We start from the raw sequence: 20,438 nt of genomic DNA on the forward strand, positions 1-20,438 counted from the left end.
ACCCGCCGTCGCGACGATCCTCGCCGACGGTGTCGCCATGGTCCAGCTTCTCGGACCTCAAGACCGCCTCCTGCGCGTCGTCGAGCGGGAGCACCCCGACGTCGACGTCCTCGTGCGCGGCAACGAGATCACCCTCACGGGTTCGACCGAGGATGTCGCCGCAGCGAAGTCGCTCGTTGATGAGCTGATCGCGATGGCACGGGCCGGGCAGGGTCTCGACCCGAGCGACGTGTCGACCTCCAGCCGCATCCTCCAGCGCCGGAAGGGCGACGAGGGCCCCCGGCCCTCGGAGGTGCTCGGTGAGGCGATCCTCTCGTCGCGCGGCAAGGTGATCCGGCCGAAGACGCTGGGGCAGAAGGCGTACGTCGATGCGATCGACGAGAACACCATCGTCTTCGGCATCGGTCCCGCCGGCACCGGCAAGACCTATCTCGCGATGGCCAAGGCCGTGCAGGCGCTGCAGCGCAAAGAGGTCAACCGCATCATCCTGACGCGTCCCGCGGTCGAAGCCGGAGAGCGTCTGGGCTTCCTCCCCGGAACCCTGACCGACAAGATCGACCCATACCTTCGGCCGCTCTACGACGCGCTCAACGAGATGCTCGACCCCGAGCTCGTCCCGAAGCTCATGGCCACCGGCACGATCGAGGTCGCGCCGCTCGCGTACATGCGCGGTCGCACGCTGAACGATTCGTTCGTCGTGCTCGACGAGGCTCAGAACACCACGCCCGAGCAGATGAAGATGTTCCTCACGCGTCTCGGCTTCGGCACCCGTATGGTCGTCACCGGCGACATCACCCAGGTAGATCTGCCCCAGGGCACGTCCGGGCTGCGCACGGTGACGCGTGTTCTGAAGAGCATCGACGACATCCACTTCGCCACCCTCACCAGCGAGGACGTCGTGCGGCACACGCTCGTCGGCCGCATCGTCGACGCGTACAGCGAGTACGACGAGCAGCGTCTCGCCGCGCGCCGCGAGCGGGACGAGGCGAGCGAGTTCGCAAACCGGGCCGAGCGGCGCACCGCGACACGGCCCGTCGGTCCGCGCGACCGACTCCCGAAACGAGGACGTTCATGACCATCGAGATCACCAACGAGTCCGGCGTTCCCGTCGACGAGACCGTGCTGCTGCGGCTGACCGAGCACAACCTCGCGCAGCTCAACGTGAGCCCGGATGCGGACCTCGCCATCCTCCTCGTCGACGAGGGCGCCATGGAGTCGCTGCACGTCCAGTGGATGGACGAGCCCGGGCCGACCGACGTGTTGAGCTTCCCGATGGACGAGCTCCGCCCGGGCACCGAGGACGCTCCGACGCCCCCGGGGCTGCTCGGCGACATCGTGCTGTGCCCACAGGTCGCAGAGACCCAGGCGCAGGCGGCGCGGCACACGACCCTCGACGAGCTCATCCTCCTCACGACGCACGGGCTGCTGCACCTGCTCGGTTTCGATCACGCCGAGCCCGATGAGGAGCGCGAGATGTTCGGACTCCAGCGCGAGCTGATCGCGGCCTTCCACGCGAGCGAGCGCCGCCGCGCGTGACCGTCTTCCTCCTCGTCCTCGGCGCGGTGTTCCTCGTCGCGCTCGGGGGCCTGATGGCCGCACTCGACGCCGCGCTCGGGGTCACCTCACGCACGGACCTCGCCGATTGGGCCGAGGCGAGTCGCCGGCAGCAGGCTCTTCGCCGCATCGCAGAAGACACGACGGCGCACGCGAACGCCGTCGTCTTCATCCGTATCCTCGCGGAGTCGACAGCGGCGGTCTTCGTCACGGCGGCGCTGACCCTGGCACTGGAGAACCTCTGGTGGGCGATCCTGGTCGCGGCCCTCCTGATGACGGCGGTGTCGTTCGTCCTCGTCGGCGCGAGCCCGCGTTCGGTCGGCCGCCAGCACGCCCGAGGACTCCTCATCGCTTGCGCCCCGATCGTGCGCGGTGCGCGCATCGTGCTCGGGCCTCTCGCGCACCTCCTCGTGATCGTGGGCAACCGTGTGACGCCGGGGGTAGCCCGTGGCACGTCGTTCGCATCCGAGGAACAGCTGCTGAGCATGGTCGACGAGGCTGTCTCGCAAGACCTGATCGAGGCGGACGATCGCGACCTGATCCACTCCGTCTTCGACTTCACGGACACGCTCGTCCGATCGGTGATGGTGCCGCGGACCGACATGGTCACGGTGCCGCAGACCGCCACGACGCACGAGGCGCTCGCGCTCTTCCTCGAGCGGGGAGTGTCGCGCGTGCCGGTGACCGACGATGAGCGCGACGACATCGTCGGGGTCGTCTACCTGAAGGACCTTGTCCAGTTCTCCTACGGCGAGGCGACCGGGTGGCGCGACGTGCCCGTGGGCCGGGTCGCGCGACCGGCGGTGTTCGTCCCCGAGTCCATGCGGGCGGAGTCGCTGCTGCAGCAGATGAAGCGGGATGCCGTCCACGTCTGCCTCGTCGTCGACGAGTACGGCGGAGTCGCCGGCCTCATCACGCTCGAGGACCTCATCGAGGAGCTGGTCGGAGAGATCGCCGACGAGTACGACCGCGGCGCCGCCGAAGTCGTCGAGCTCGAGCCCGGACGCTACCGCGTGAGCGCACGTCTCGGCCTCGACGAAGTCGGCGAGCTCTTCGGAATCGAGCTCGACGACGAGGACGTCGACTCCATCGGGGGGCTGCTCGGCAAGACGCTCGGTCGTGTCCCGATGCCCGGGGCGACCGTCACCGTCGACGGCATCACGATCACCGGCGGTGTCTCGCGCGGACGCGGGCGGGGCCTCGCGACGGTCTTCGTCGAACGAGCCCCCGCCGACGAGACGAACGACATGACGCACCCGCGCACCGGAGAGGTCCGCGTGGCACGAAGAGGAGAAGACGGCAGATGACCGCAGCAGAGACCCGTTCGGGGTTCGTGACCTTCGTCGGTCGACCCAACGTCGGGAAGTCCACTCTGACGAACGCCCTGGTGGGGGAGAAGGTCGCGATCACGAGTGACAAGCCCCAGACGACCCGGCGCGCGATCCGCGGCATCCTCAACCGGCCCGGCGGTCAACTGGTCATCGTCGACACCCCGGGGATCCACAAGCCGCGCACGTTGCTCGGTCAGCGCCTGAACGATCTGGTCGAGCAGGTGCTCGGCGACGTCGACGTGATCGGCTTCCTGGTGCCGGCGGTCGACAAGGTCGGGCCCGGCGACCGGCGCATCGCCGCTTCGCTCGACGGGTACCCGCGCGCGAAGAAGGTCGCCATCGTGACCAAGACCGACCTGGCGAGCCGCGACGAGATCATGGAGCGCTTGATGGAGGTCGACAGCCTCCGCGAGGACTGGGCCGCCGTGATCCCGCTGTCCGCCGTGACGGCCGACCAGCTCGACGTGCTCGCGGACGAGCTGCTCGGGCTGATGCCCGAGGGACCCGCGTTGTATCCCGACGACGTGGTGACGGACGAGTCCACGGAGGACCGCATCGCCGAGATCATCCGCGAGGCGGCCCTCGAAGGCGTGCGTGACGAACTGCCCCACTCGATCGCGGTCACCGTCGAGGACGTGGCGCCCCGCGAAGGCTCCGACTTGACCGACGTCTACGCCAACATCGTCGTCGAGCGCGACAGCCAGAAGGCGATCATCATCGGCCGCAAGGGCTCACGGCTCGCGGATGTCGGCGCTCGCGCTCGCGCGCAGATCGAGCCCCTTCTCGGGACCCGCGTCTTCCTCTCGCTGCGTGTCCGCGTCGCGAAGGAGTGGCAGCGGGATCCGAAGCAGCTGGGACGTCTCGGGTTCTAGCCGATCTCGCGCATCGCCGACTGGACGACGACCACATCCGCACCGAACTCGGCGTCTGCGGCATCCTGGAGCGTCCCGTCGTCCCAGACGACCGTGACCCAGAGGCGGCCGTCGTATGCGCCCGAGGCGAGCACCGCGTCGCCGAGGGTGTCGTGCACCCGCTGTTCGACATCGCGCAGTGTCGCGTCGTCCACGGTGCCGGGTGTGCCGCCCGTCGGGTCGGGCAGAGGCAGCGGGTCGTACAGCGCGAGCGGCACCGCGGGCGCGGTGACCGTGAGCGACGATCCGTCGTAGCGTCCCTGTACCGCGTAGGTGCCCCACGTCGAGCCCGACATGGTGGTCGCGTCGCTCAGAGCAGCCCAGTCCCAGCCCGCGAGCGGGATGCCCGAGCACTGCGGCGGTGCCGATTCCGCGACGGCGCCGAGACACAGCTGAGCGCCGGAACCGTTGTCGAGCACGGTTCCCTGAGCCACGACATCACCGGCCGGCGGCGCCGGGTCGAGGGAGGTCGGCCCGGCCGCGGGGGTCGAGGCGCATCCCGCGGTCAGGGCGACCGCACACATGATGAGGGCGGACAGGCCCGCGCGCGCAGTTCTCATATCCGACAGTGTCGCGCGCGACGCCATCGTCTCGGCGGCGGCACGCCCGTGTGCTTCCGACGGATGAGCGGGGTGTAACCTGGGCGCATGCGCTTCGGCCGACTGCTTCTCCTTAGTCGCCGCGACGAGTCCTCGTTCTAGGGCCTCTCTCGTCGCGGAGCTTCGCGTTGGCCCGCCACACCCGATGAGGAAGAGCGAGACCACCATGGAGAACAACCAGAAGCCTTCGGGCATGCCGACCCACAAGTATCGGCCGTTCCACGAGCAGATCCGTGTCGATCTGCCCGACCGCACCTGGCCTGCGAAGCGCATCGAGACAGCGCCGCGCTGGTGCGCCGTCGATCTGCGCGACGGCAACCAGGCGCTCATCGACCCGATGAGCCCGGAGCGCAAGCGCGTCATGTTCGAACTGCTCGTCAAGATGGGCTACAAGGAGATCGAGGTCGGGTTCCCGAGCGCGAGCCAGACCGACTTCGACTTCGTCCGCCAGCTGATCGACGACGGCCTGATCCCCGACGACGTCACGATCCAGGTCCTCACCCAGGCTCGCGAGCACCTCATCAAGCGCACGTACGAGGCGATCGCCGGCGCGAAGCAGGCCATCGTGCACCTCTACAACTCGACGAGCATCCTGCAGCGGGAGGTCGTCTTCCGTACCGACCGCCAGGGCATCATCGACATCGCGCTCGAGGGTGCGCGTCTGTGCCGGCAGTACGAGAAGACCATCCCCGAGACGGCGGTCTACTATGAGTACTCGCCCGAGAGCTACACCGGTACCGAGCTCGAGTTCGCGGTCGACGTCTGCAACCAGGTCATCGAGGTGCTCGAGCCGACGCCCGACCGCAAGGTCATCATCAACCTGCCTGCGACGGTCGAGATGGCGACGCCGAACGTGTACGCCGATTCGATCGAGTGGATGAGCCGCCACCTCGCACATCGTGAGAACGTCGTGCTCTCACTGCATCCCCACAACGATCGGGGCACGGCGATCGCCGCTGCGGAGCTCGGCTACATGGCCGGCGCCGACCGTATCGAGGGCTGCCTGTTCGGCAACGGTGAGCGCACCGGCAACGTCGATCTGGTCGCGCTGGGCATCAACCTGTTCACGCAGGGCATCGACCCGGAGATCGACTTCAGCGACGTCGACGGCATCAAGCGCACGGTCGAGTACTGCAACCAGCTGCCGGTGCCCGAGCGCAGCCCCTGGGCCGGAGACCTCGTCTTCACCGCCTTCAGCGGCTCGCACCAGGACGCCATCAAGAAGGGCTTCGAGGCGATGGCCGCACGTGCGGCTGCCGACGGCGTCTCGATCGACGAGATCGAGTGGGCGGTGCCCTACCTGCCCGTCGATCCCAAGGACCTCGGACGCTCGTACGAAGCCGTGATCCGGGTGAACTCGCAGTCCGGCAAGGGCGGCGTCGCCTACCTGCTCAAGACCGACCACGCGCTGGATCTGCCGCGCAAGCTCCAGATCGAGTTCTCGGGGGTCGTGCAGGAGAAGACGGATGCCGAGGGCGGCGAGGTCACGAGCGAGCAGATCTGGTCGATCTTCACCGACGAGTACCTGCCCGCATCGGCCGACGACGACAAGTGGGGCCGGTTCGAGCTGCTCGGCACCCGCACGCAGAGCGACATGTCGGGCGACGTCCGGCTCGACGTCACGCTGCGCGACGGTGACGCCCACGACGAGGTATCGGGTGTCGGCAACGGCCCGATTGCAGCGTTCCTCGCGGTGCTCCGCGACCGCGGGTTCGACATCTCGCTCTACGACTATGTCGAGCACACGCTGAGCTCGGGTGGCGACGCCCAGGCAGCGGCCTACGTCGAGCTGCAGGTCGATGACCAGCGACTCTGGGGCGTCGGCATCGACGGCGACATCTCGACCGCGAGCCTCAAGGCCGTCGTATCCTGCGTCAACCGCGCGATCCGCACCCGCGAGCGCTCGTCGGAGCTGACCGCGGTCTGAGCGCCTTAGCACTCGTCGGGGTGCGGCCTCCCCATCGGGGCCGCACCCCGTCGGCGTGCGGTGTGCGGCACGCGCTCGCATCGATCAGCGGATGGGCCACGACCCGTCGACGTCGGCGTCGATCCGCCCGATGCTGACGAAGTACTCGGCGAGACTCTCGGCCTGAGCCCGGGCCCAGCCGATCTGGCGCGTGTGCAGCTCAGCGGCGGTCGACGGCAGCCCTTCGGCGAACCGCTCGCCGAGCATCTGCGCGACGCGGCCCGCCGCGATCGCGTCTGCGGAAGCCTCATGTGCACCGGTGAGCGTGACGGCGTAATGCTCGGCGACGACCGAGAGGGTGCGCTTGCCGCGGCGGTAACGGTCGTATCGCTTGTCGATGACGAGCGGGTCGATGACGGGGGAGGGCGCGAGGATCGGATCGAGCCCGTGCCGAAGGGCCTCGTACTTCAGCATCGAGAAGTCGAAGGGCGCGTTGTACGCCACCACGGGGATGCCGGCGTCGAACAGACCGCGCAGGGCGGCGACGACCTCTCCGACGACCTCCGAGGCGGGGCGTCCGTGCCGGCGAGCATGATCGGTCGAGATGCCGTGGATCGCCGCAGCACCCTCGGGGATGTCGATGCCCGGGTCGGCCAGCCAGCTGTCGGCGCGTACGGGCGTCCCGTCGGCGTCGAGGACACCCACATGCGCCGTCACGATGCGGTCCGACGTCACGTCGACGCCCGTCGTCTCGAGATCGAAGACCCCGACCACCTGGCACCACTCGGGTGCCGTGGAGGGCCACAGGTCGAGTTCTGGCGTTGCGACGACGAGGGGGCGATCCGGCTCCACGGAATCGAGGCTACGGCTCGGGTCCGACACTCAGGATCCGACGCGCCGCCTCCGTAGACTCGACGGGTGCCGACCGTCTCTCCGTACGACTCCCTGCTCGCACGCATCCCGGTGCGCCGCTTCGAGACCGAGGTTCTCGGCGGGACGACCGCGTACTGGGTCTATGGGCGCGATGACGCCCCTCGAACGCTCGTGGCCGTGCACGGATTCCGGGGGGAGCACCACGGCCTCGAGCCCGTCGTCGCGCATCTCGGCGACGTGCGCGTGATCATGCCCGACCTGCCCGGCTTCGGCGAGACTCCCGCGCTGCCGGGGCGCGAACACAACCTCGAGACCTACGCCGACTGGCTCTCGGCCTTCGCTGCCGCTGTGGCTCCCGGCGCGGTCGTCGTCGGTCACTCCTTCGGCTCCATCGTCTCGGCCGCTGCGGTGGCGGGCGGGCTCGCGACCCCGCGGCTGATTCTCATCAACCCCATCGGCGCGCCCGCGCTCGAGGGACCGCGCGGAGTCTTCACTCGCCTCGCCGTCGGCTACTACGCCGTCGGCGCGCGCCTGCCCCGCCGGTGGGGAGAGGCGCTGCTGCGCAACCGGCTGATCGTCCGGGTGATGAGCCTCGCGATGGTCAAGACGCGCGATCGGACGCTGCGGCGCTTCGTTCACGCGCAGCACGACACGTACTTCTCGAGCTTCGCCGATCGGGATGTGCTGCGTGACGCGTTCGTCACGTCCGTCTCCAACGACGTCCGCGCGTTCGCGCCCCGGATCTCACAGCCGACGTTGCTCGTCGCTGCCGTTCAGGACGACATCACGCCGATCGCGGCCGAACGGCGGCTGCGCGAGCTGTTCCCTTCGGCCGAGCTCGTCGAGATCGACGGCGTCGGGCACCTCATCCACTACGAGAAGCCCCGCGAGGCCGCGACCGCGATCAGGCGGTTTCTCGGGCTCTCCGGCGACGGTACGCGTTGACGTTCATCCGGTTGCCGCAGTTGCCCGTGTCGCAGTAGCGCTTCGATCCGTTCTTCGAGAAGTCGACGTAGACCGCCGCGCAGTCATCGGCGGCGCAGACCCGCACGCGGTCGTAGGCGTCGGCGCGGATGACGTCGACGAAGGCCATGCCGGCCTCGACGAGCACGCGCGTGGCCAGGGGTGCGTCATCGGGAGTCGCGTGAATATGCCAGTCGTAGCCGTCGTGGATCACCAGCTGGGGCTGGGCATGGCCGTCCCGAAGCATCGCGTTCACGTGGGGAACGGCGGAGTCCCGGTCCAGTTCCCAGAGCTCCCTGAGCCGGGACCGGATGCCGCGCATCGCCTGGAGTTCGGCGTCGTCGCGCACGATCGCGCCGGTGAAGGCGAACTCGGCGAGGAATGCATCCAGATCGTCACCGTCGGCGAGCGTGTCGGCGGCGTCTCCGCTCGTGAGCGGCAGTGTGTTGACGAGCGCGGCCGTCGCGCGCAGCGACAATTCGGTGTCATGGATGAAGACCACGTTGACTCCTGACGATCGCGAGCATTACTGTCACGAGTGTAGATAACTTTCACCCCTGACCACCGAGGCTGCCGATGACGAACCCCACCGCGCCCCTGCCCATCATCGCAGGCGTATCGGAGGCAGCGCCCGCGAGCGCGCCGGGCCGGCGGACAGCAGGTATGGCGATGGCCGTCGCCTCGGCGCTGGCGTTCTCGTCGAGCGGACCGCTGGTGAAGCCACTGCTCGAGAACGGATGGTCACTGGGCGCCGCCCTCTTCATCCGGATCGGCGTCGCAGCCCTCATCCTCTCGCCGTTCCTCATCCGCGCGGTCGCTCGCGAACGCCGCTTCCTTCGCCGGCACGGTCTCGCCCTGATCGCATTCGGCGCGATGCCGGTCGTCGGCTGTCAGCTGTTCTACTTCTCGGCGATGCAGCGGATGCCGGTCGCCGTCGCCCTCCTCATCCAGTACCTCGCGCCCGTGCTGCTGGTGCTGTGGGTCTGGATGACCACGCGCCGGCGGCCGTCCCGGACCGTGATGGCCGGTTCCGTCGTCGCGATGGCGGGACTCGTGCTCGTCGTCGACATCGCCGGGACCCGCTTCGACTTCTGGGGCACGTTGCTCGCCCTCGGCGCCGCGCTCTGCACCTGCGTCTACTTCGTCATGGCGGAGCGCACCGGCGACACCCTGCCGCCCCTCGTGCTGGCCGCCGGAGGGATGGTCGTCGCAACCGCGATCATCGGCGTGCTCCTCCTGACCGGGTTCCTGCCCCTCACCACGAGCGGGGTGCTCGCCGACGTGGTCGGGATGCAGCTGCCGCCGGTCGTCGTCCTGCTGTGGGTCGGCGTGGCCACGGGGACGGCGTACGCCCTCGGAGTGTCCGCCGTCCCGCGCACAGGATCTCGCCTCGCGTCGTTCATCGGCCTCTCGGAGGTGCTGTTCGCACTGGGCTTCGCCTGGCTGCTCCTGGCGGAGGCGCCGGCACCGGTCCAGTTCGCCGGCGGCGCACTCATCCTCGTCGGGGTCGTCCTCGTGCGGCTCGACACCGATCGTGCACCGGACGCCGTCAGCCCGCGCGCCCCTCAGCGAGCAGCGGCTTCACCCGGTGCGGGATCACGTCGTCCATGATGAGCGACGTCTCGGTCCGCTCGACCCCGTCGATGGCGAGGATGCGCGCGTCGATGGCGAACAGATGCTGCGTGTCGCGCGCGACCACCCGGATCATCAGATCGACCTGACCGCTGAGGCCTTGCGCCTGAAGCAGCTCGGGGATGGTCGCGAGCTCCTGCGCGATTCGGGGAAGGTCGGGTTGGCGGAGCACCACGCTGATGAGCGCCTCGATCGGGAATCCGAGGGCGCGCATCGAGATCGAACGCTCGTAGGAGAGGAAGACGCTCGACTGCTCCAGCCGGGCCATACGCGCCTGAACCGTGTTGCGCGACATGCCCAGGCGCTCGGCGAGGGCGACCACGGTTGCGCGGGGGTCATCGGCGAGGGCGTCGAGCAGCGCGAGGTCGACGCGGTCGTGCGTGGTCATGATGCTGGACGATACACCGCTCGGAGCCCCTCTCCGCATCACGGCGGCGCGACGCCACGGTCGCGGTCAGATCGTCGCGAGCGCGGGGGAGTCGATGAGACGCAGACGCTCGCGCTCCACGACGAAGGTGTGAGCGGAGCCGTTGGCGAGACGAACACCCTGCAGCGGGAACTCCTCGGCGGTCGCATGACGGATGACCTCGCGGATGAGAGCACCGTGAGCGACGACGATGAGCGGCACCGCGACGGGCGCGGTGGTGGCACGGGCGTCGCGGACGGCCCGGTCGAGCCCGCGGAGGGCTCGTTCGCGCACCACCGGCCAGGGCTCCGCATTCGGAACGTCGGCGACGGCCCACTCGCCCCAGCGCGCATGGAACTCCTCGACCCCGACACCCTCGGCATCCCCGTAGTTGCGTTCGCGCAGCTCCGGGTACGCGGGCGGCGCGCCGGCGCCGAGCACGTCGGCGATGATCTGCGCCGTCTCGGCCGCGCGCGACAGGTCGCTCGAGGCGACCACCGCATCGCCGGCGATGGACTCCCGCAGAGCGAGCGCGACCGCGCGGGCCTGCTCTCGTCCGGTGTCGTTGAGCGGGATGTCGGTGGAGCCCTGAATCCGCCGTTCGCGGTTCCAGTCGGTCTCACCATGGCGCACGAGGGTCAGGATGGTCACCCTCCGACCCTACGCGGACCAGCGAGCGGCCTCGACCTCACCGACGAGACGCGAGTGCGTCTGCGAAGACGCGGAGGACGTGGCTGGTCCCACCGTCGATCTTCACGGTCGCCTTCGAATCCGCTCGTGTCATTCCACGGTTGACGATCACGACGGGGAGCTTGCGGCGCCGGGCGCGCTCCACGAGCCTGACTCCGGAGTTGACCACGAGAGACGATCCCGCCACGATCAGCGCCTCGCTGGTACGCACGAGCTGCTCGGCCTCGGCGAACTTCTCGCGTGGCACGAACTCGCCGAAGAAGACGACATCCGGCTTCAGCATCCCCTCGCAGACGGTGCACGTCGGAACGATGAAGCCGTCGCTGGTGGCGGGCAGCACGTCGCCGTCGGGACCGAGCTCGACGTTCTCGGGGACCGTGATCCACGGGTTGTCCCGTTCGACGCGCTCGGCCAGGTCTCGCCGGTCGAAAACCTGTCCGCAGTGCAGGCAGAAGACCCGCCGCATCGTGCCGTGCAGCTCGACCACCCGGCTGCTTCCGGCCCGGAGGTGCAGACCGTCGACGTTCTGGGTGACGACGCCCGCGACGATGCCGGACCGTTCGAGATCGGCCAACGCCGCGTGGCCGTCGTTGGGCCGCGCCGCCGCGAAGGCCTGCCAGCCGAGATGGCTGCCGACCCAGTAGCGCCGACGCGCATCCGGGCTCGCGAGGAACTGCTGGGCCGTCATCGGGGTGCGAACCGGCGCACCCGCACCGCGATAGTCGGGGATACCCGAGTCGGTCGATACGCCGGCACCGGTGAGCACCGCTATGCGGCGTCCCGCGAGCACGTCCAGGGCGTTCTCGATCTCGTCGCCCGCGGGCGTCTCGAGGTCGGGTTTCGTCACAGTCCTACTCTACGAGCGTCCGCCCGGCACCCGGGCGACGTGCCAGGCTGGAGGCGTGCCCGTGATCCTCATCGACGACGCCGCCGACCCCCGACTCGCCGACTACCGCGACCTGACCGACGTCGCGCTGCGCCGCGTGCTGGAGCCTGCCGGGGGGCTGTACATCGCCGAATCGGCGAAGGTCATCGCACGCGCCCACGCGGCAGGACATCGGGCGCGCTCGTTCCTCGTGCAGGAGAAGTGGCTGCCCGACGTGGTCGACCTCGCGGGAGAGGCGCCCGTCTTCGTCGTCTCCGACGAGGTAGCCGAGCAGGTCACCGGCTACGCCGTGCACCGGGGCGCCCTGGCCGCGATGCACCGCCCCGCAGCTCCAGCGGTCGCCGAGGTCGTGGCGGGCGCGCGTCTCGTGCTCGTGCTGGAGGACATCGTCGATCACACCAACGTCGGAGCGGCGTTCCGGGCCGCCGCGGGGCTTGGCGCGGACGCCGTGCTCGTGAGCGAGCGCTGCGCCGACCCGCTCTACCGTCGCAGCGTGCGCGTCAGCATGGGGACGGTCTTCCAGGTGCCGTGGACCCGGCTGCCGGCATGGCCGGAGGCGGGTCCGCTGCTTCGCGATGCCGGCCTCCATCTCGCGGCCCTCGCCCTCGCGGAGGGTGCCGTGCCGCTCGACGAGTTCGCCGCAGCGCGGCCCGATCGGGTGGCGCTGCTCATGGGGACGGAGGGTGACGGCTTGACTCGCCGCGCCCTCGCCGCCGCCGACACCGTGGTCACGATCCCGATGGCCGGGGGAGTGGACTCCCTCAACGTCGCCGCGGCTGCCGCCGTGTCGCTGTGGGCCTTGCGCTGATCAGTCGGGCTCTTCCGCGCGCCGCAGAACAGGCAGCGGCTCGGGCCGCTTGGCGGTGATGTGGTCGCCCGACGATTGATGCCGAAGCCGGCGCAGCACCCACGGCATGAGGTACTCGCGGGCCCAGACGAGGTCGTTCGCGCGCGCCGCACGCCAGGTGAGCACCGGCGTCGTGTCGGGCTGCATCGGCTGCAGGTCGTTCGGCACGTTGAGGGCTCGCAGCACCATGCGTGCGACCTCGTGATGTCCGAGCGAGTTGTAGTGCAGCCGGTCGTCGTCGAAGAAGCGCATGTCCTGAACTTCTTTCAGCGCCCACTGGTCTGCCACGATCGCGTCGTAGCGATCGGCGATCGCACGGATGTTCTCGTTGTAGATCGCCACCCGGCCGCGGATGCCCCGGAAGACCGGCGTGAACTCGGTGTCGATGCCGGTGAAGAGCACGAGGGTCGCGCCCGTCGACGACAGCCTGACGACGGCATCCTCGAACTGCTGCGCCACGGCGTCGGGGTCGGATCCGGGTCTGATGACGTCGTTGCCGCCGGCAGAGAAGGTGATCAGGTCGGGCTTGAGCTCGAGGGCCGGCTCGATCTGGTCGGCCACGATCTGCCCGATGAGCTTGCCGCGGACCGCGAGGTTGGCGTACGCGAAGTCGGGCACCTGCGAGCTGAGTACCTCGGCCACGCGGTCCGCCCACCCCCGATGCCCGCCCGGGCTTCCCGGCTCGGGATCGCCGATGCCCTCGGTGAACGAATCGCCGATCGCGACCATGCGGCGCCACGGGTGAGCCGTCTCGTTCGGCACGTACGGCGTGCGACGCGCATCCTGGGATGCCTCGTTGTTCCTCATGACGCCTCCTGAAGCTCCGTACCTGCCACGGTATCTCGTGCCGGGCGATCGTGTGGGTGGGGTCGTTTAAGGTGGTCCATCGTGACAGAGGACCCCCAGGAGCATTTCGGAAGCTTCGCCGCCGAGCACCTGTCACCCTCGTTCCCGCAGCGCGCGCCGTGGGGTACCGCCCAACGCCTGCGTGCCTGGCAGGCCGAGGCGCTGGACCAGTACTTCGGCGCCGACGGACCGGAGGGTGTCGGGCGCGGACCGCGCGACTTCCTCGCCGCCGCGACCCCCGGCGCCGGTAAGACGACGTTCGCCCTCCGCCTGGCATCCGAGCTGCTGCGGCGCGACGTCGTCGACCGCATCGTCGTCGTCGCGCCTACCGAGCACCTCAAGACGCAGTGGGCGGATGCCGCCGGTCGAGTCGGCATCCGCCTCGATCCCCGTTTCAGCAACCGCCACGGGATGCCGTCACGGCAGTATCACGGCGTCGCGGTGACGTACGCACAGGTCGCGGTCAAGGCATCCGTCCACCAGCGCGTGACGATGGATGCCCGGACCCTGGTGATCCTCGACGAGGTGCACCACGGCGGCGATGCGCTGAGCTGGGGCGATGCGCTCCGCGAGGCCTACGGGAGGGCGACGCGCCGGCTGCTGCTCTCGGGAACGCCGTTCCGCAGCGACACGGCTCCGATCCCGTTCGTGGAGTACCACCCGAACGAGAAGGGCATCCGTCTCTCCAGGACCGACTTCAACTACGGCTACGGACGCGCCCTCGCCGACGGCGTCGTGCGCCCCGTGCTGTTCCTCGTCTACGCCGGCCACATGAAGTGGCGGACGAAGACGGGTGACGAGTTCGAGGCCCACCTCGGGCAGGACAACACGAAGGACATCACCTCGCAGGCGTGGCGCACCGCGCTGAATCCGGAGGGCGACTGGATCCCCGCGGTCCTGAGGTCGGCCGACCGCCGGCTGACCGAGGTGCGCCAGGACGTGCCCGACGCCGGCGGCCTCGTCATCGCGACCGATCAGACGGCGGCGCGGGCGTATGCGGAGATCCTCCACCAGATCACCGGTGAGGCGCCGACAGTCGTCCTCTCCGACGACACGGCGGCGTCGGGCAACATCGAGATCTTCGCGCAGTCGACGACCCGGTGGATGGTCGCGGTCCGCATGGTGTCCGAAGGTGTCGACGTTCCGCGGCTCGCGGTGGGCGTCTACGCCACGTCGTCCTCGACGCCGCTGTTCTTCGCACAGGCGATCGGCCGTTTCGTGCGAGCGCGTCGCCGCGGCGAGACCGCCAGCGTGTTCCTTCCGAACGTGCCCGTCCTGCTCAACCTCGCCGCCGAGATGGAGCGTCAGCGCGACCACGCGCTCGACCGCGAGGCGGGAGACGACGATGGTCTCGAGGACACGCTGCTCGCCGAGGCCGAGAGCGAGGACAAGGCCTCGGACGAACTCACGCAGGAGTTCAGCTATCAGGCGCTCGGCTCGGTCGCCCACTTCGACCGGGTGCTCTTCGACGGTGCCGAGTTCGGTCAGCTCGCCGTTCCCGGCACTCCCGAGGAGGAGGAGTTCCTGGGCATCCCCGGGCTGCTCGAGCCCGAGCACGTCCATGAGCTGCTCATGCAGCGACAGTCACGTCAGACGAAGCACCGGCACACCCGCGAGGCACGGGAGAGCGCGACGGGTGCCGCACCGGGCGACGGCGCTCCCGCGGCTGAGTCGACACTGCCCGAGCCGCTTCATCGCTCGCTGAAGGAACAGCGCCAACTCCTCAACAGCCTGGTGGGTCTGTACGCCCGCCAGAGCGGCGAAGCGCACGGGCAGATCCACGCCGAGCTGCGGCGCGTGTGCGGAGGGCCGGCCGTATCGCACGCGACGGTCGCACAGCTCCAGGCACGTATCGCCGTCCTGCGGTCCCGCGTGAGGTCGTGAGATCGCGTCCGCGCCACGCCCGGCGTGCCGACGATTCTTCGCCCCGCCGGCGACGTGTTAGTGTTGTTCCTCGGTTGGGAACAACTGAAAAACACTGCGCGGGTGGCGGAATAGGTAGACGCGCTAGCTTGAGGTGCTAGTGCCCGTATAGGGCGTGGGGGTTCAAGTCCCCCCTCGCGCACAGTGAGAGAAGGGCTCCGGAAACGGAGCCCTTCGTCATTTCCGGCGGTGTTTCCCGACTACCGTGGAGAGCATGTCCGAGTACGACGATCTGCCCGAGGTCGCCCGCGTCGCGCGGGACCTGATCCGCTTCGACACGACCAACTTCGGCGAGGGGCGATCCCGCGGTGAACGCGAGGCCGCGGAGTACGTGGGCGCCTACCTCGAGACCCTCGGGCTGCGGCCGGAATACTACGAGCCGATCCCGCGGCGCACGAACGTGTCCGTGCGCATCCCGGGACGCGACGCCTCGAAGCCCGCTCTCGTCCTGCACGGCCACCTCGACGTCGTCCCGGCGGTCGCCGAGGACTGGAGCGTCGACCCGTTCGAGGGCGTCGTCCGCGACGGGATGCTGTGGGGCCGGGGTGCCGTCGACATGAAGGACATGGACGCCATGATCCTCACGTCCGTAGCCGAGCTCCTGCGCGCGGGCGAGCAGCCCGAGCGCGATCTCATCGTCACATTCTTCGCTGACGAGGAGAACGGCGGCGTCGAGGGCTCGCAGCTCGTCGTGCGCGACCGTCCCGAGTGGTTCGCCGGCGCGACCGAGGCGATCAGCGAGGTCGGCGGATACTCGATCGGCGTCGACGGGCACCGCGCATACCTGCTGCAGGTCGGCGAGAAGGCTCTCGTCTGGCTCCGGCTCCACGCCACCGGGCGAGCGGGTCACGGCAGTCGCCTGCACCCCGAGAACGCGATCACCCGACTGGCCGAGGCCGTCGCCGCACTCGGCCGGGCGCGATGGCCGATCGAGCTCACCGACACCACGCGACGACTCGTCGACGACCTGTCGGCGCTCAGCGGGCGCAGTGCGTCCGACCCCGACGACGTCGTCGGAGCCACGGGCCCGACGTCCGCGTTCCTCGCGTCGACCTTCCGCACCACGACGAACCCGACGGGCCTGACGGCGGGCTACAAGCACAACGTCATCCCCGACGCCGCGTCGGCCGCGATCGACGTGCGCACGTTGCCCGGCCAGGAGGACGCCGTGCTGGCCGAGATCCAGCGCATCGTCGGCGACGACATCCGGATCGAGATCGTCCACCGTGACATCGGCCTCGAGGTTCCTTTCGAGGGCTCGCTCGTCGACGCCATGGTCGGCGCGTTGGGCCGACACGATCCCGGCGTGCCCGTGCTCCCTTATCTGATGGGCGGCGGCACCGACAACAAGGCGCTGTCGGAACTGGGCATCGCGGGATTCGGATTCGCGCCGCTGCGCCTCCCGGCCGACATGGACTTCACCGGTATGTTCCACGGTGTCGACGAACGCGTCCCGATCGACGCGCTCGTCTTCGGACAGCGCGTGCTCACCGATCTCATCCGCACGTACTGAAAGGCCGCCCATGCAGCTCCTCGAGGCCATCATCCTGGGCATCGTCCAGGGTCTGACCGAGTTCCTGCCGATCTCCTCGAGCGCTCACCTGCGCATCGTGGGGGAGTTCCTTCCGTCCGCGCAGGATCCCGGCGCCACCTTCACCGCCATCACTCAGATCGGCACCGAACTGGCCGTGCTGGTCTACTTCTGGAAGAAGATCACCCGGATCATCGGCCGGTGGTTCCGATCGTTCAACGGCTCCGTTCCGCGCGACGACGCCGACGTGAGACTCGGGTGGATCGTCATCATCGGAACGCTCCCGATCGGCGTCCTCGGTTTCCTCTTCCAGGACGTCATCCGCGACACCTTCCGCAACCTGTGGCTCGTCGCCATCGTCCTGATCGTCTTCGGACTCATCCTCGGTGCCGCCGACGCGCTCGGCCGCCGTGCCCGTACCGAGAAGGACCTGACATACGGGCACGGTCTCGCCCTCGGCTTCGCGCAGGCGCTCGCCCTCATCCCCGGTGTGTCACGCTCGGGAGCCACCACCACGATGGGGCTCGCACTCGGATACACGCGCCCGGCCGCCGCGGAGGTCGCCTTCCTCCTCGCCGTGCCGGCGGTGTTCGGAAGCGGTCTCTACGAGCTGCTGCAGGCGATCCGCGAGCCGGGCGCGTCGGTGTTCTCACTCGTCGACACCGCGGTCGCGACCGTCGTCGCATTCGGCGTGGGTCTCGCCGTGATCGCCTTCCTGATGCAGTACCTCAAGCGCGGCAGCTTCCTGCCCTTCGTGCTCTACCGCGTGGGGCTGGGAGCCGTGCTCATCGTCCTGCTCTCGCTGGGCGTGCTCCAGGCCTACTGAGGCGAACGGACGAGCGTCGCGGCCCGCGTCTCAGCGATGCGGGCCGCGGCCCAGGCCACGGCCCTCACCGCCGTCGCCGCGATGCCGCAAGTACTTCTCGAACTCCTGCGCGATGGCATCCCCGGAAGCCTCGGGGGAGTCCCACGTGTCTCGCGTCTGCTCGAGTTGACGGATGTACTCCGTCATCTCCTCGTCGTCGGCCGCGGCGGCGTCGATCGTCGCCTCCCAGGCGAGCGCGTCGCCGGGCAGCGAGCCGCGGGCGACCTTGGCGCCGGTGATGCCCTCCAGCTTGTCGAGCAGTGCGAGCGTCGCCTTGGGCGACGGCGAGTGTCCGGCGACGTAGTGGGGCACGCTCGCCCACAACGCCGCGGTGGGGATCCCGGCCTCCTCCGCTGCGGCGGCGATGACCGACAGGATGCCGACCGGGCCCTCGTATGTCGACCGTTCGAGACCCAGCGCTGTCCGCAACTCGTCGTTGTCGCTCCCACTGAAGACGGTGATCGGACGGGTGTGGGGCACGTCGCTCATCATCGAGCCGAGAGCGACGACTCCGGTGATGTCCTCGCGCAGCGCGGCATCCACGAGCTCAGCGGCGAACGACTTCCACGCCCGAGCCGGCTCGGCACCGCTCAGGATCCACAGGCGTGTGCCTCGGGCCGTCGCGCGCGGGCGCCAGATCGTCGCGTCCGGCCACTTCAGGGAGCGCCGTCCATCGGCGTCGGCCTCGATGTGCGGCCGGGTGTACATGTAGTCGAAGTAGAGCTCGGGATCCACCGAATAGACGGCGTCGTAGGGCCGGGACTCGCGCAGCTGCGTCGCCGCCGCCGTCGCCGCCTCGCCGGCGTCGTTCCATCCGTCGAATGCGACCACGAGGACGCGGCGTCCCAGACTGTTCAACCCGTCCTCCGTTCCGAGCCGGCTCGCTCGGCGCGAGCGGGTCTGCTCCACGATACGCCGAGGCCGACGCGAGCGGGTCGGCCACGCGGCGTGACGGGCCCGCGTCGGTAACATGGTCCGGATGACTTCTCGTTCCCCCGCCGCGGTCCTCTGGGACATGGACGGCACGCTCGTCGACACCGAACCGTACTGGATGGCCGCAGAGGGTCCGCTCGTCGAGAGCTACGGGGGAGTGTGGACGCACCAGCAGGCGCTCGGCCTCGTGGGGCTCGGTCTCGAGGACTCCGCACGTATCCTGCAGGATGCCGGGGTCGCGATGCAGACGCACGAGATCATCGCCCACCTCACCGCGACCGTCTCCGCCCAGCTGCGACTCGGCGGCACCCCGTTCCGCCCGGGCGCGCGAGAGCTGCTGTCCGAGCTCCGCGAGGCCGGCATCAAGACCGCCCTCGTCACGATGTCGATGCGCAGCATGGCCGACACCGTCGTGTCGTCGATCCCGTTCGAGGCATTCGACGTCGTGGTAGCGGGTGACGAGGCGGCGCGCCCCAAGCCGCATCCCGACCCGTATCTGCAGGCGTGCGAGGCGCTCGGCGTCGACGTCGCCGACACCGTCGCCATCGAGGATTCCCCGAACGGACTGCGGTCCGCCGTCGCCTCGGGAGCCGTGGCCCTCGGTGTGCCGCTCATGGTGCCGCTCGACGGGCTCGGCGCCCACGCACTGTGGGACTCCCTTTCGGGACGCTCCGTGTCCGACCTGTCCGACCTCTTCTCCCTCCACCGACTCGGAGCCTCCGCATGACCGACGACCTTCAGCCCCGCGGCCCGTTCCGGTACGGCGATCGCGTGCAGCTGACCGGCCCCAAGGGGCGGATGCACACGATCACCCTGCGCGAGGGTGGCGAGCTGCACACCCACCACGGCGTGCTCCGGCACGACGTGCTCGTCGGTCAGCCCGACGGTTCCGTCGCGACCAACAGCGGCGGGCACGAGTACCTGGCGCTCCGGCCGCTGCTGCGCGACTTCGTGATGTCCATGCCGCGCGGAGCGGCGATCGTCTACCCGAAGGATGCGGCGCAGATCCTCGCCGCCGCCGACATCTTCCCCGGCGCGACCGTCGTTGAGGCCGGCGTGGGCTCGGGGGCGCTTTCGCTGTGGCTGCTCCGCGCGATCGGCGAGACGGGGCGTCTCGTGTCGTTCGAGCGACGCGCCGAGTTCGCCGAGGTGGCCGAGGCGAACGTCGCGACCTTCACGGGGAGCACTCCTGCCAACTGGTCCGTGGTCGTGGGCGATCTCGTCGAGAGCCTGCCGACCGCCGTCGAGCCCGGCAGCGTCGACCGCGTGGTCCTCGACATGCTCGCCCCGTGGGAGTGCATCGACGTCGTGGCGGACGCGCTGGCACCGGGAGGCGTCGTCCTCTGCTACGTCGCCACGGCCACTCAGTTGAGCCGCGTCGCCGAGTATCTCCGCGGCACCGGCCTGTTCACCGACCCCGACGCCTCGGAGACGATGATCCGGGGATGGCACGTCGAAGGGCTCGCCGTCCGCCCGGATCATCGGATGGTGGCGCACACCGGGTTCCTGATCACGGCCCGCCGGCTCGCTCCGGGTGCGATCCCGCCCGATGTCCGGAAGCGCGCGCTGAAGAAGCCGTCCTACGACGACGCCGACGTCGAGATCTGGACTCCGGGGGCGGTCGGAGATCGCGAGATCACCGACAAGAACCTGCGCAAGCGCGTGCGCGAGGCTCAGCGTGCGGCGCGCGGCTCGGTCTCCGGCTCGGACGGGCACGACGACGACTCCGCGTAGACTGCTGC

At 69.6% G+C, this 20,438-nt stretch carries 21 protein-coding genes and 1 tRNA gene; 14 read left to right on the plus strand and 8 right to left on the minus strand.

What is annotated here, in order from left to right:
* Positions 1 to 37: 37 nt before the first annotated feature.
* Genes AA0Y20_RS11105 through era form a run of 4 tightly spaced genes read left to right on the plus strand, consistent with a single transcriptional unit; the run spans position 38 to position 3,757 of the window.
* Positions 38 to 1,075: a PhoH family protein gene (locus tag AA0Y20_RS11105; RefSeq protein ID WP_412939754.1), complete on the plus strand. Its 1,038-nt coding sequence runs from the start codon at positions 38 to 40 to the stop codon at positions 1,073 to 1,075.
* Positions 1,072 to 1,536, plus strand: a complete 465-nt coding sequence (ybeY, locus tag AA0Y20_RS11110; RefSeq protein ID WP_413331517.1) for an rRNA maturation RNase YbeY — start codon at positions 1,072 to 1,074, stop codon at positions 1,534 to 1,536. The genes AA0Y20_RS11105 and ybeY overlap by 4 nt, the downstream gene beginning before the upstream one ends.
* Positions 1,533 to 2,861, plus strand: a complete 1,329-nt coding sequence (locus tag AA0Y20_RS11115) for a hemolysin family protein (protein WP_412939266.1) — start codon at positions 1,533 to 1,535, stop codon at positions 2,859 to 2,861. Before ybeY ends, AA0Y20_RS11115 begins: the two co-directional genes overlap by 4 nt.
* On the plus strand, positions 2,858 to 3,757 hold the full coding sequence (era, locus tag AA0Y20_RS11120) for a GTPase Era (protein WP_412939267.1): 900 nt from the start codon (positions 2,858 to 2,860) through the stop codon (positions 3,755 to 3,757). The genes AA0Y20_RS11115 and era overlap by 4 nt, the downstream gene beginning before the upstream one ends.
* On the opposite strand, the gene AA0Y20_RS11125 is transcribed toward era, so the two are convergent.
* Positions 3,754 to 4,356 carry a hypothetical protein gene (locus tag AA0Y20_RS11125; protein ID WP_412939268.1) on the minus strand — a complete coding sequence of 201 codons (603 nt, stop codon included), beginning with the start codon at positions 4,354 to 4,356 and terminating at the stop codon, positions 3,754 to 3,756. The genes era and AA0Y20_RS11125 overlap by 4 nt on opposite strands.
* A 205-nt stretch (positions 4,357 to 4,561) precedes the next feature.
* On the opposite strand from AA0Y20_RS11125, the gene leuA reads away from it, so the two are divergent.
* A complete protein-coding gene (leuA, locus tag AA0Y20_RS11130) occupies positions 4,562 to 6,322 on the plus strand; it encodes a 2-isopropylmalate synthase (protein WP_412939756.1) in 1,761 nt (586 codons plus the stop codon).
* Between the two features lie 84 nt (positions 6,323 to 6,406).
* Here leuA and AA0Y20_RS11135 read toward each other — a convergent pair whose 3' ends face one another.
* Complete coding sequence (locus tag AA0Y20_RS11135) at positions 6,407 to 7,108, minus strand: 3'-5' exonuclease (RefSeq protein WP_412939757.1); 702 nt, start codon at positions 7,106 to 7,108, stop codon at positions 6,407 to 6,409.
* Positions 7,109 to 7,219: 111 nt separating this feature from the next.
* Here AA0Y20_RS11135 and AA0Y20_RS11140 point away from each other — a divergent pair, with 111 nt between their 5' ends.
* A complete protein-coding gene (locus tag AA0Y20_RS11140) occupies positions 7,220 to 8,119 on the plus strand; it encodes an alpha/beta fold hydrolase (protein ID WP_412939269.1) in 900 nt (299 codons plus the stop codon).
* On the opposite strand, the gene AA0Y20_RS11145 is transcribed toward AA0Y20_RS11140, so the two are convergent.
* Positions 8,079 to 8,639 carry a CGNR zinc finger domain-containing protein gene (locus AA0Y20_RS11145; protein ID WP_412939270.1) on the minus strand — a complete coding sequence of 187 codons (561 nt, stop codon included), beginning with the start codon at positions 8,637 to 8,639 and terminating at the stop codon, positions 8,079 to 8,081. The two genes, AA0Y20_RS11140 and AA0Y20_RS11145, sit on opposite strands and share 41 nt — an antisense overlap.
* A 74-nt stretch (positions 8,640 to 8,713) precedes the next feature.
* On the opposite strand from AA0Y20_RS11145, the gene AA0Y20_RS11150 reads away from it, so the two are divergent.
* Positions 8,714 to 9,748 carry a DMT family transporter gene (locus AA0Y20_RS11150; RefSeq protein WP_412939271.1) on the plus strand — a complete coding sequence of 345 codons (1,035 nt, stop codon included), beginning with the start codon at positions 8,714 to 8,716 and terminating at the stop codon, positions 9,746 to 9,748.
* Here the strand turns inward: AA0Y20_RS11150 and AA0Y20_RS11155 are convergent.
* From AA0Y20_RS11155 to AA0Y20_RS11165, 3 genes are all read right to left on the minus strand, one after another.
* A complete protein-coding gene (locus AA0Y20_RS11155) occupies positions 9,687 to 10,157 on the minus strand; it encodes an Lrp/AsnC family transcriptional regulator (RefSeq protein WP_412939272.1) in 471 nt (156 codons plus the stop codon). The two genes, AA0Y20_RS11150 and AA0Y20_RS11155, sit on opposite strands and share 62 nt — an antisense overlap.
* Before the next feature lie 66 nt (positions 10,158 to 10,223).
* Positions 10,224 to 10,826 carry a histidine phosphatase family protein gene (locus tag AA0Y20_RS11160; protein WP_412939273.1) on the minus strand — a complete coding sequence of 201 codons (603 nt, stop codon included), beginning with the start codon at positions 10,824 to 10,826 and terminating at the stop codon, positions 10,224 to 10,226.
* Between the two features lie 37 nt (positions 10,827 to 10,863).
* Positions 10,864 to 11,712, minus strand: a complete 849-nt coding sequence (locus tag AA0Y20_RS11165; RefSeq protein ID WP_412939274.1) for a Sir2 family NAD-dependent protein deacetylase — start codon at positions 11,710 to 11,712, stop codon at positions 10,864 to 10,866.
* Positions 11,713 to 11,767: 55 nt separating this feature from the next.
* On the opposite strand from AA0Y20_RS11165, the gene AA0Y20_RS11170 reads away from it, so the two are divergent.
* The gene (locus AA0Y20_RS11170; protein WP_412939275.1) at positions 11,768 to 12,559 is read left to right on the plus strand and encodes a TrmH family RNA methyltransferase; all 792 of its coding nucleotides are present in this window, start codon (positions 11,768 to 11,770) and stop codon (positions 12,557 to 12,559) included.
* Here AA0Y20_RS11170 and AA0Y20_RS11175 read toward each other — a convergent pair whose 3' ends face one another.
* Positions 12,560 to 13,405: an SGNH/GDSL hydrolase family protein gene (locus tag AA0Y20_RS11175; protein ID WP_412939276.1), complete on the minus strand. Its 846-nt coding sequence runs from the start codon at positions 13,403 to 13,405 to the stop codon at positions 12,560 to 12,562. It lies immediately after the preceding gene.
* 78 nt (positions 13,406 to 13,483) lie between these two features.
* Between AA0Y20_RS11175 and AA0Y20_RS11180 the strand changes: the two genes are divergently transcribed.
* From AA0Y20_RS11180 to AA0Y20_RS11195, 4 genes are all read left to right on the plus strand, one after another.
* Positions 13,484 to 15,328: a DEAD/DEAH box helicase gene (locus tag AA0Y20_RS11180; protein ID WP_412939758.1), complete on the plus strand. Its 1,845-nt coding sequence runs from the start codon at positions 13,484 to 13,486 to the stop codon at positions 15,326 to 15,328.
* Between the two features lie 96 nt (positions 15,329 to 15,424).
* Positions 15,425 to 15,509, plus strand: a tRNA-Leu gene (locus tag AA0Y20_RS11185).
* 72 nt (positions 15,510 to 15,581) lie between these two features.
* Positions 15,582 to 16,880, plus strand: coding sequence for a M20/M25/M40 family metallo-hydrolase (locus AA0Y20_RS11190; protein WP_412939277.1), 1,299 nt, complete (start codon positions 15,582 to 15,584; stop codon positions 16,878 to 16,880).
* Between the two features lie 10 nt (positions 16,881 to 16,890).
* Positions 16,891 to 17,724 carry an undecaprenyl-diphosphate phosphatase gene (locus AA0Y20_RS11195; RefSeq protein ID WP_412939278.1) on the plus strand — a complete coding sequence of 278 codons (834 nt, stop codon included), beginning with the start codon at positions 16,891 to 16,893 and terminating at the stop codon, positions 17,722 to 17,724.
* 30 nt (positions 17,725 to 17,754) lie between these two features.
* Here AA0Y20_RS11195 and AA0Y20_RS11200 read toward each other — a convergent pair whose 3' ends face one another.
* Complete coding sequence (locus AA0Y20_RS11200; RefSeq protein WP_412939279.1) at positions 17,755 to 18,621, minus strand: PAC2 family protein; 867 nt, start codon at positions 18,619 to 18,621, stop codon at positions 17,755 to 17,757.
* Between the two features lie 121 nt (positions 18,622 to 18,742).
* Between AA0Y20_RS11200 and AA0Y20_RS11205 the strand changes: the two genes are divergently transcribed.
* Positions 18,743 to 19,423 carry an HAD family hydrolase gene (locus tag AA0Y20_RS11205; protein ID WP_412939280.1) on the plus strand — a complete coding sequence of 227 codons (681 nt, stop codon included), beginning with the start codon at positions 18,743 to 18,745 and terminating at the stop codon, positions 19,421 to 19,423.
* Positions 19,420 to 20,430 (plus strand): tRNA (adenine-N1)-methyltransferase, encoded by a 1,011-nt coding sequence (locus AA0Y20_RS11210; protein WP_412939281.1) that lies wholly within the window; start codon positions 19,420 to 19,422, stop codon positions 20,428 to 20,430. Before AA0Y20_RS11205 ends, AA0Y20_RS11210 begins: the two co-directional genes overlap by 4 nt.
* Positions 20,431 to 20,438: the final 8 nt, after the last annotated feature.

The organism is Microbacterium pratiae (assembly GCF_047302165.1).
Lineage (GTDB): Bacteria > Actinomycetota > Actinomycetes > Actinomycetales > Microbacteriaceae > Microbacterium.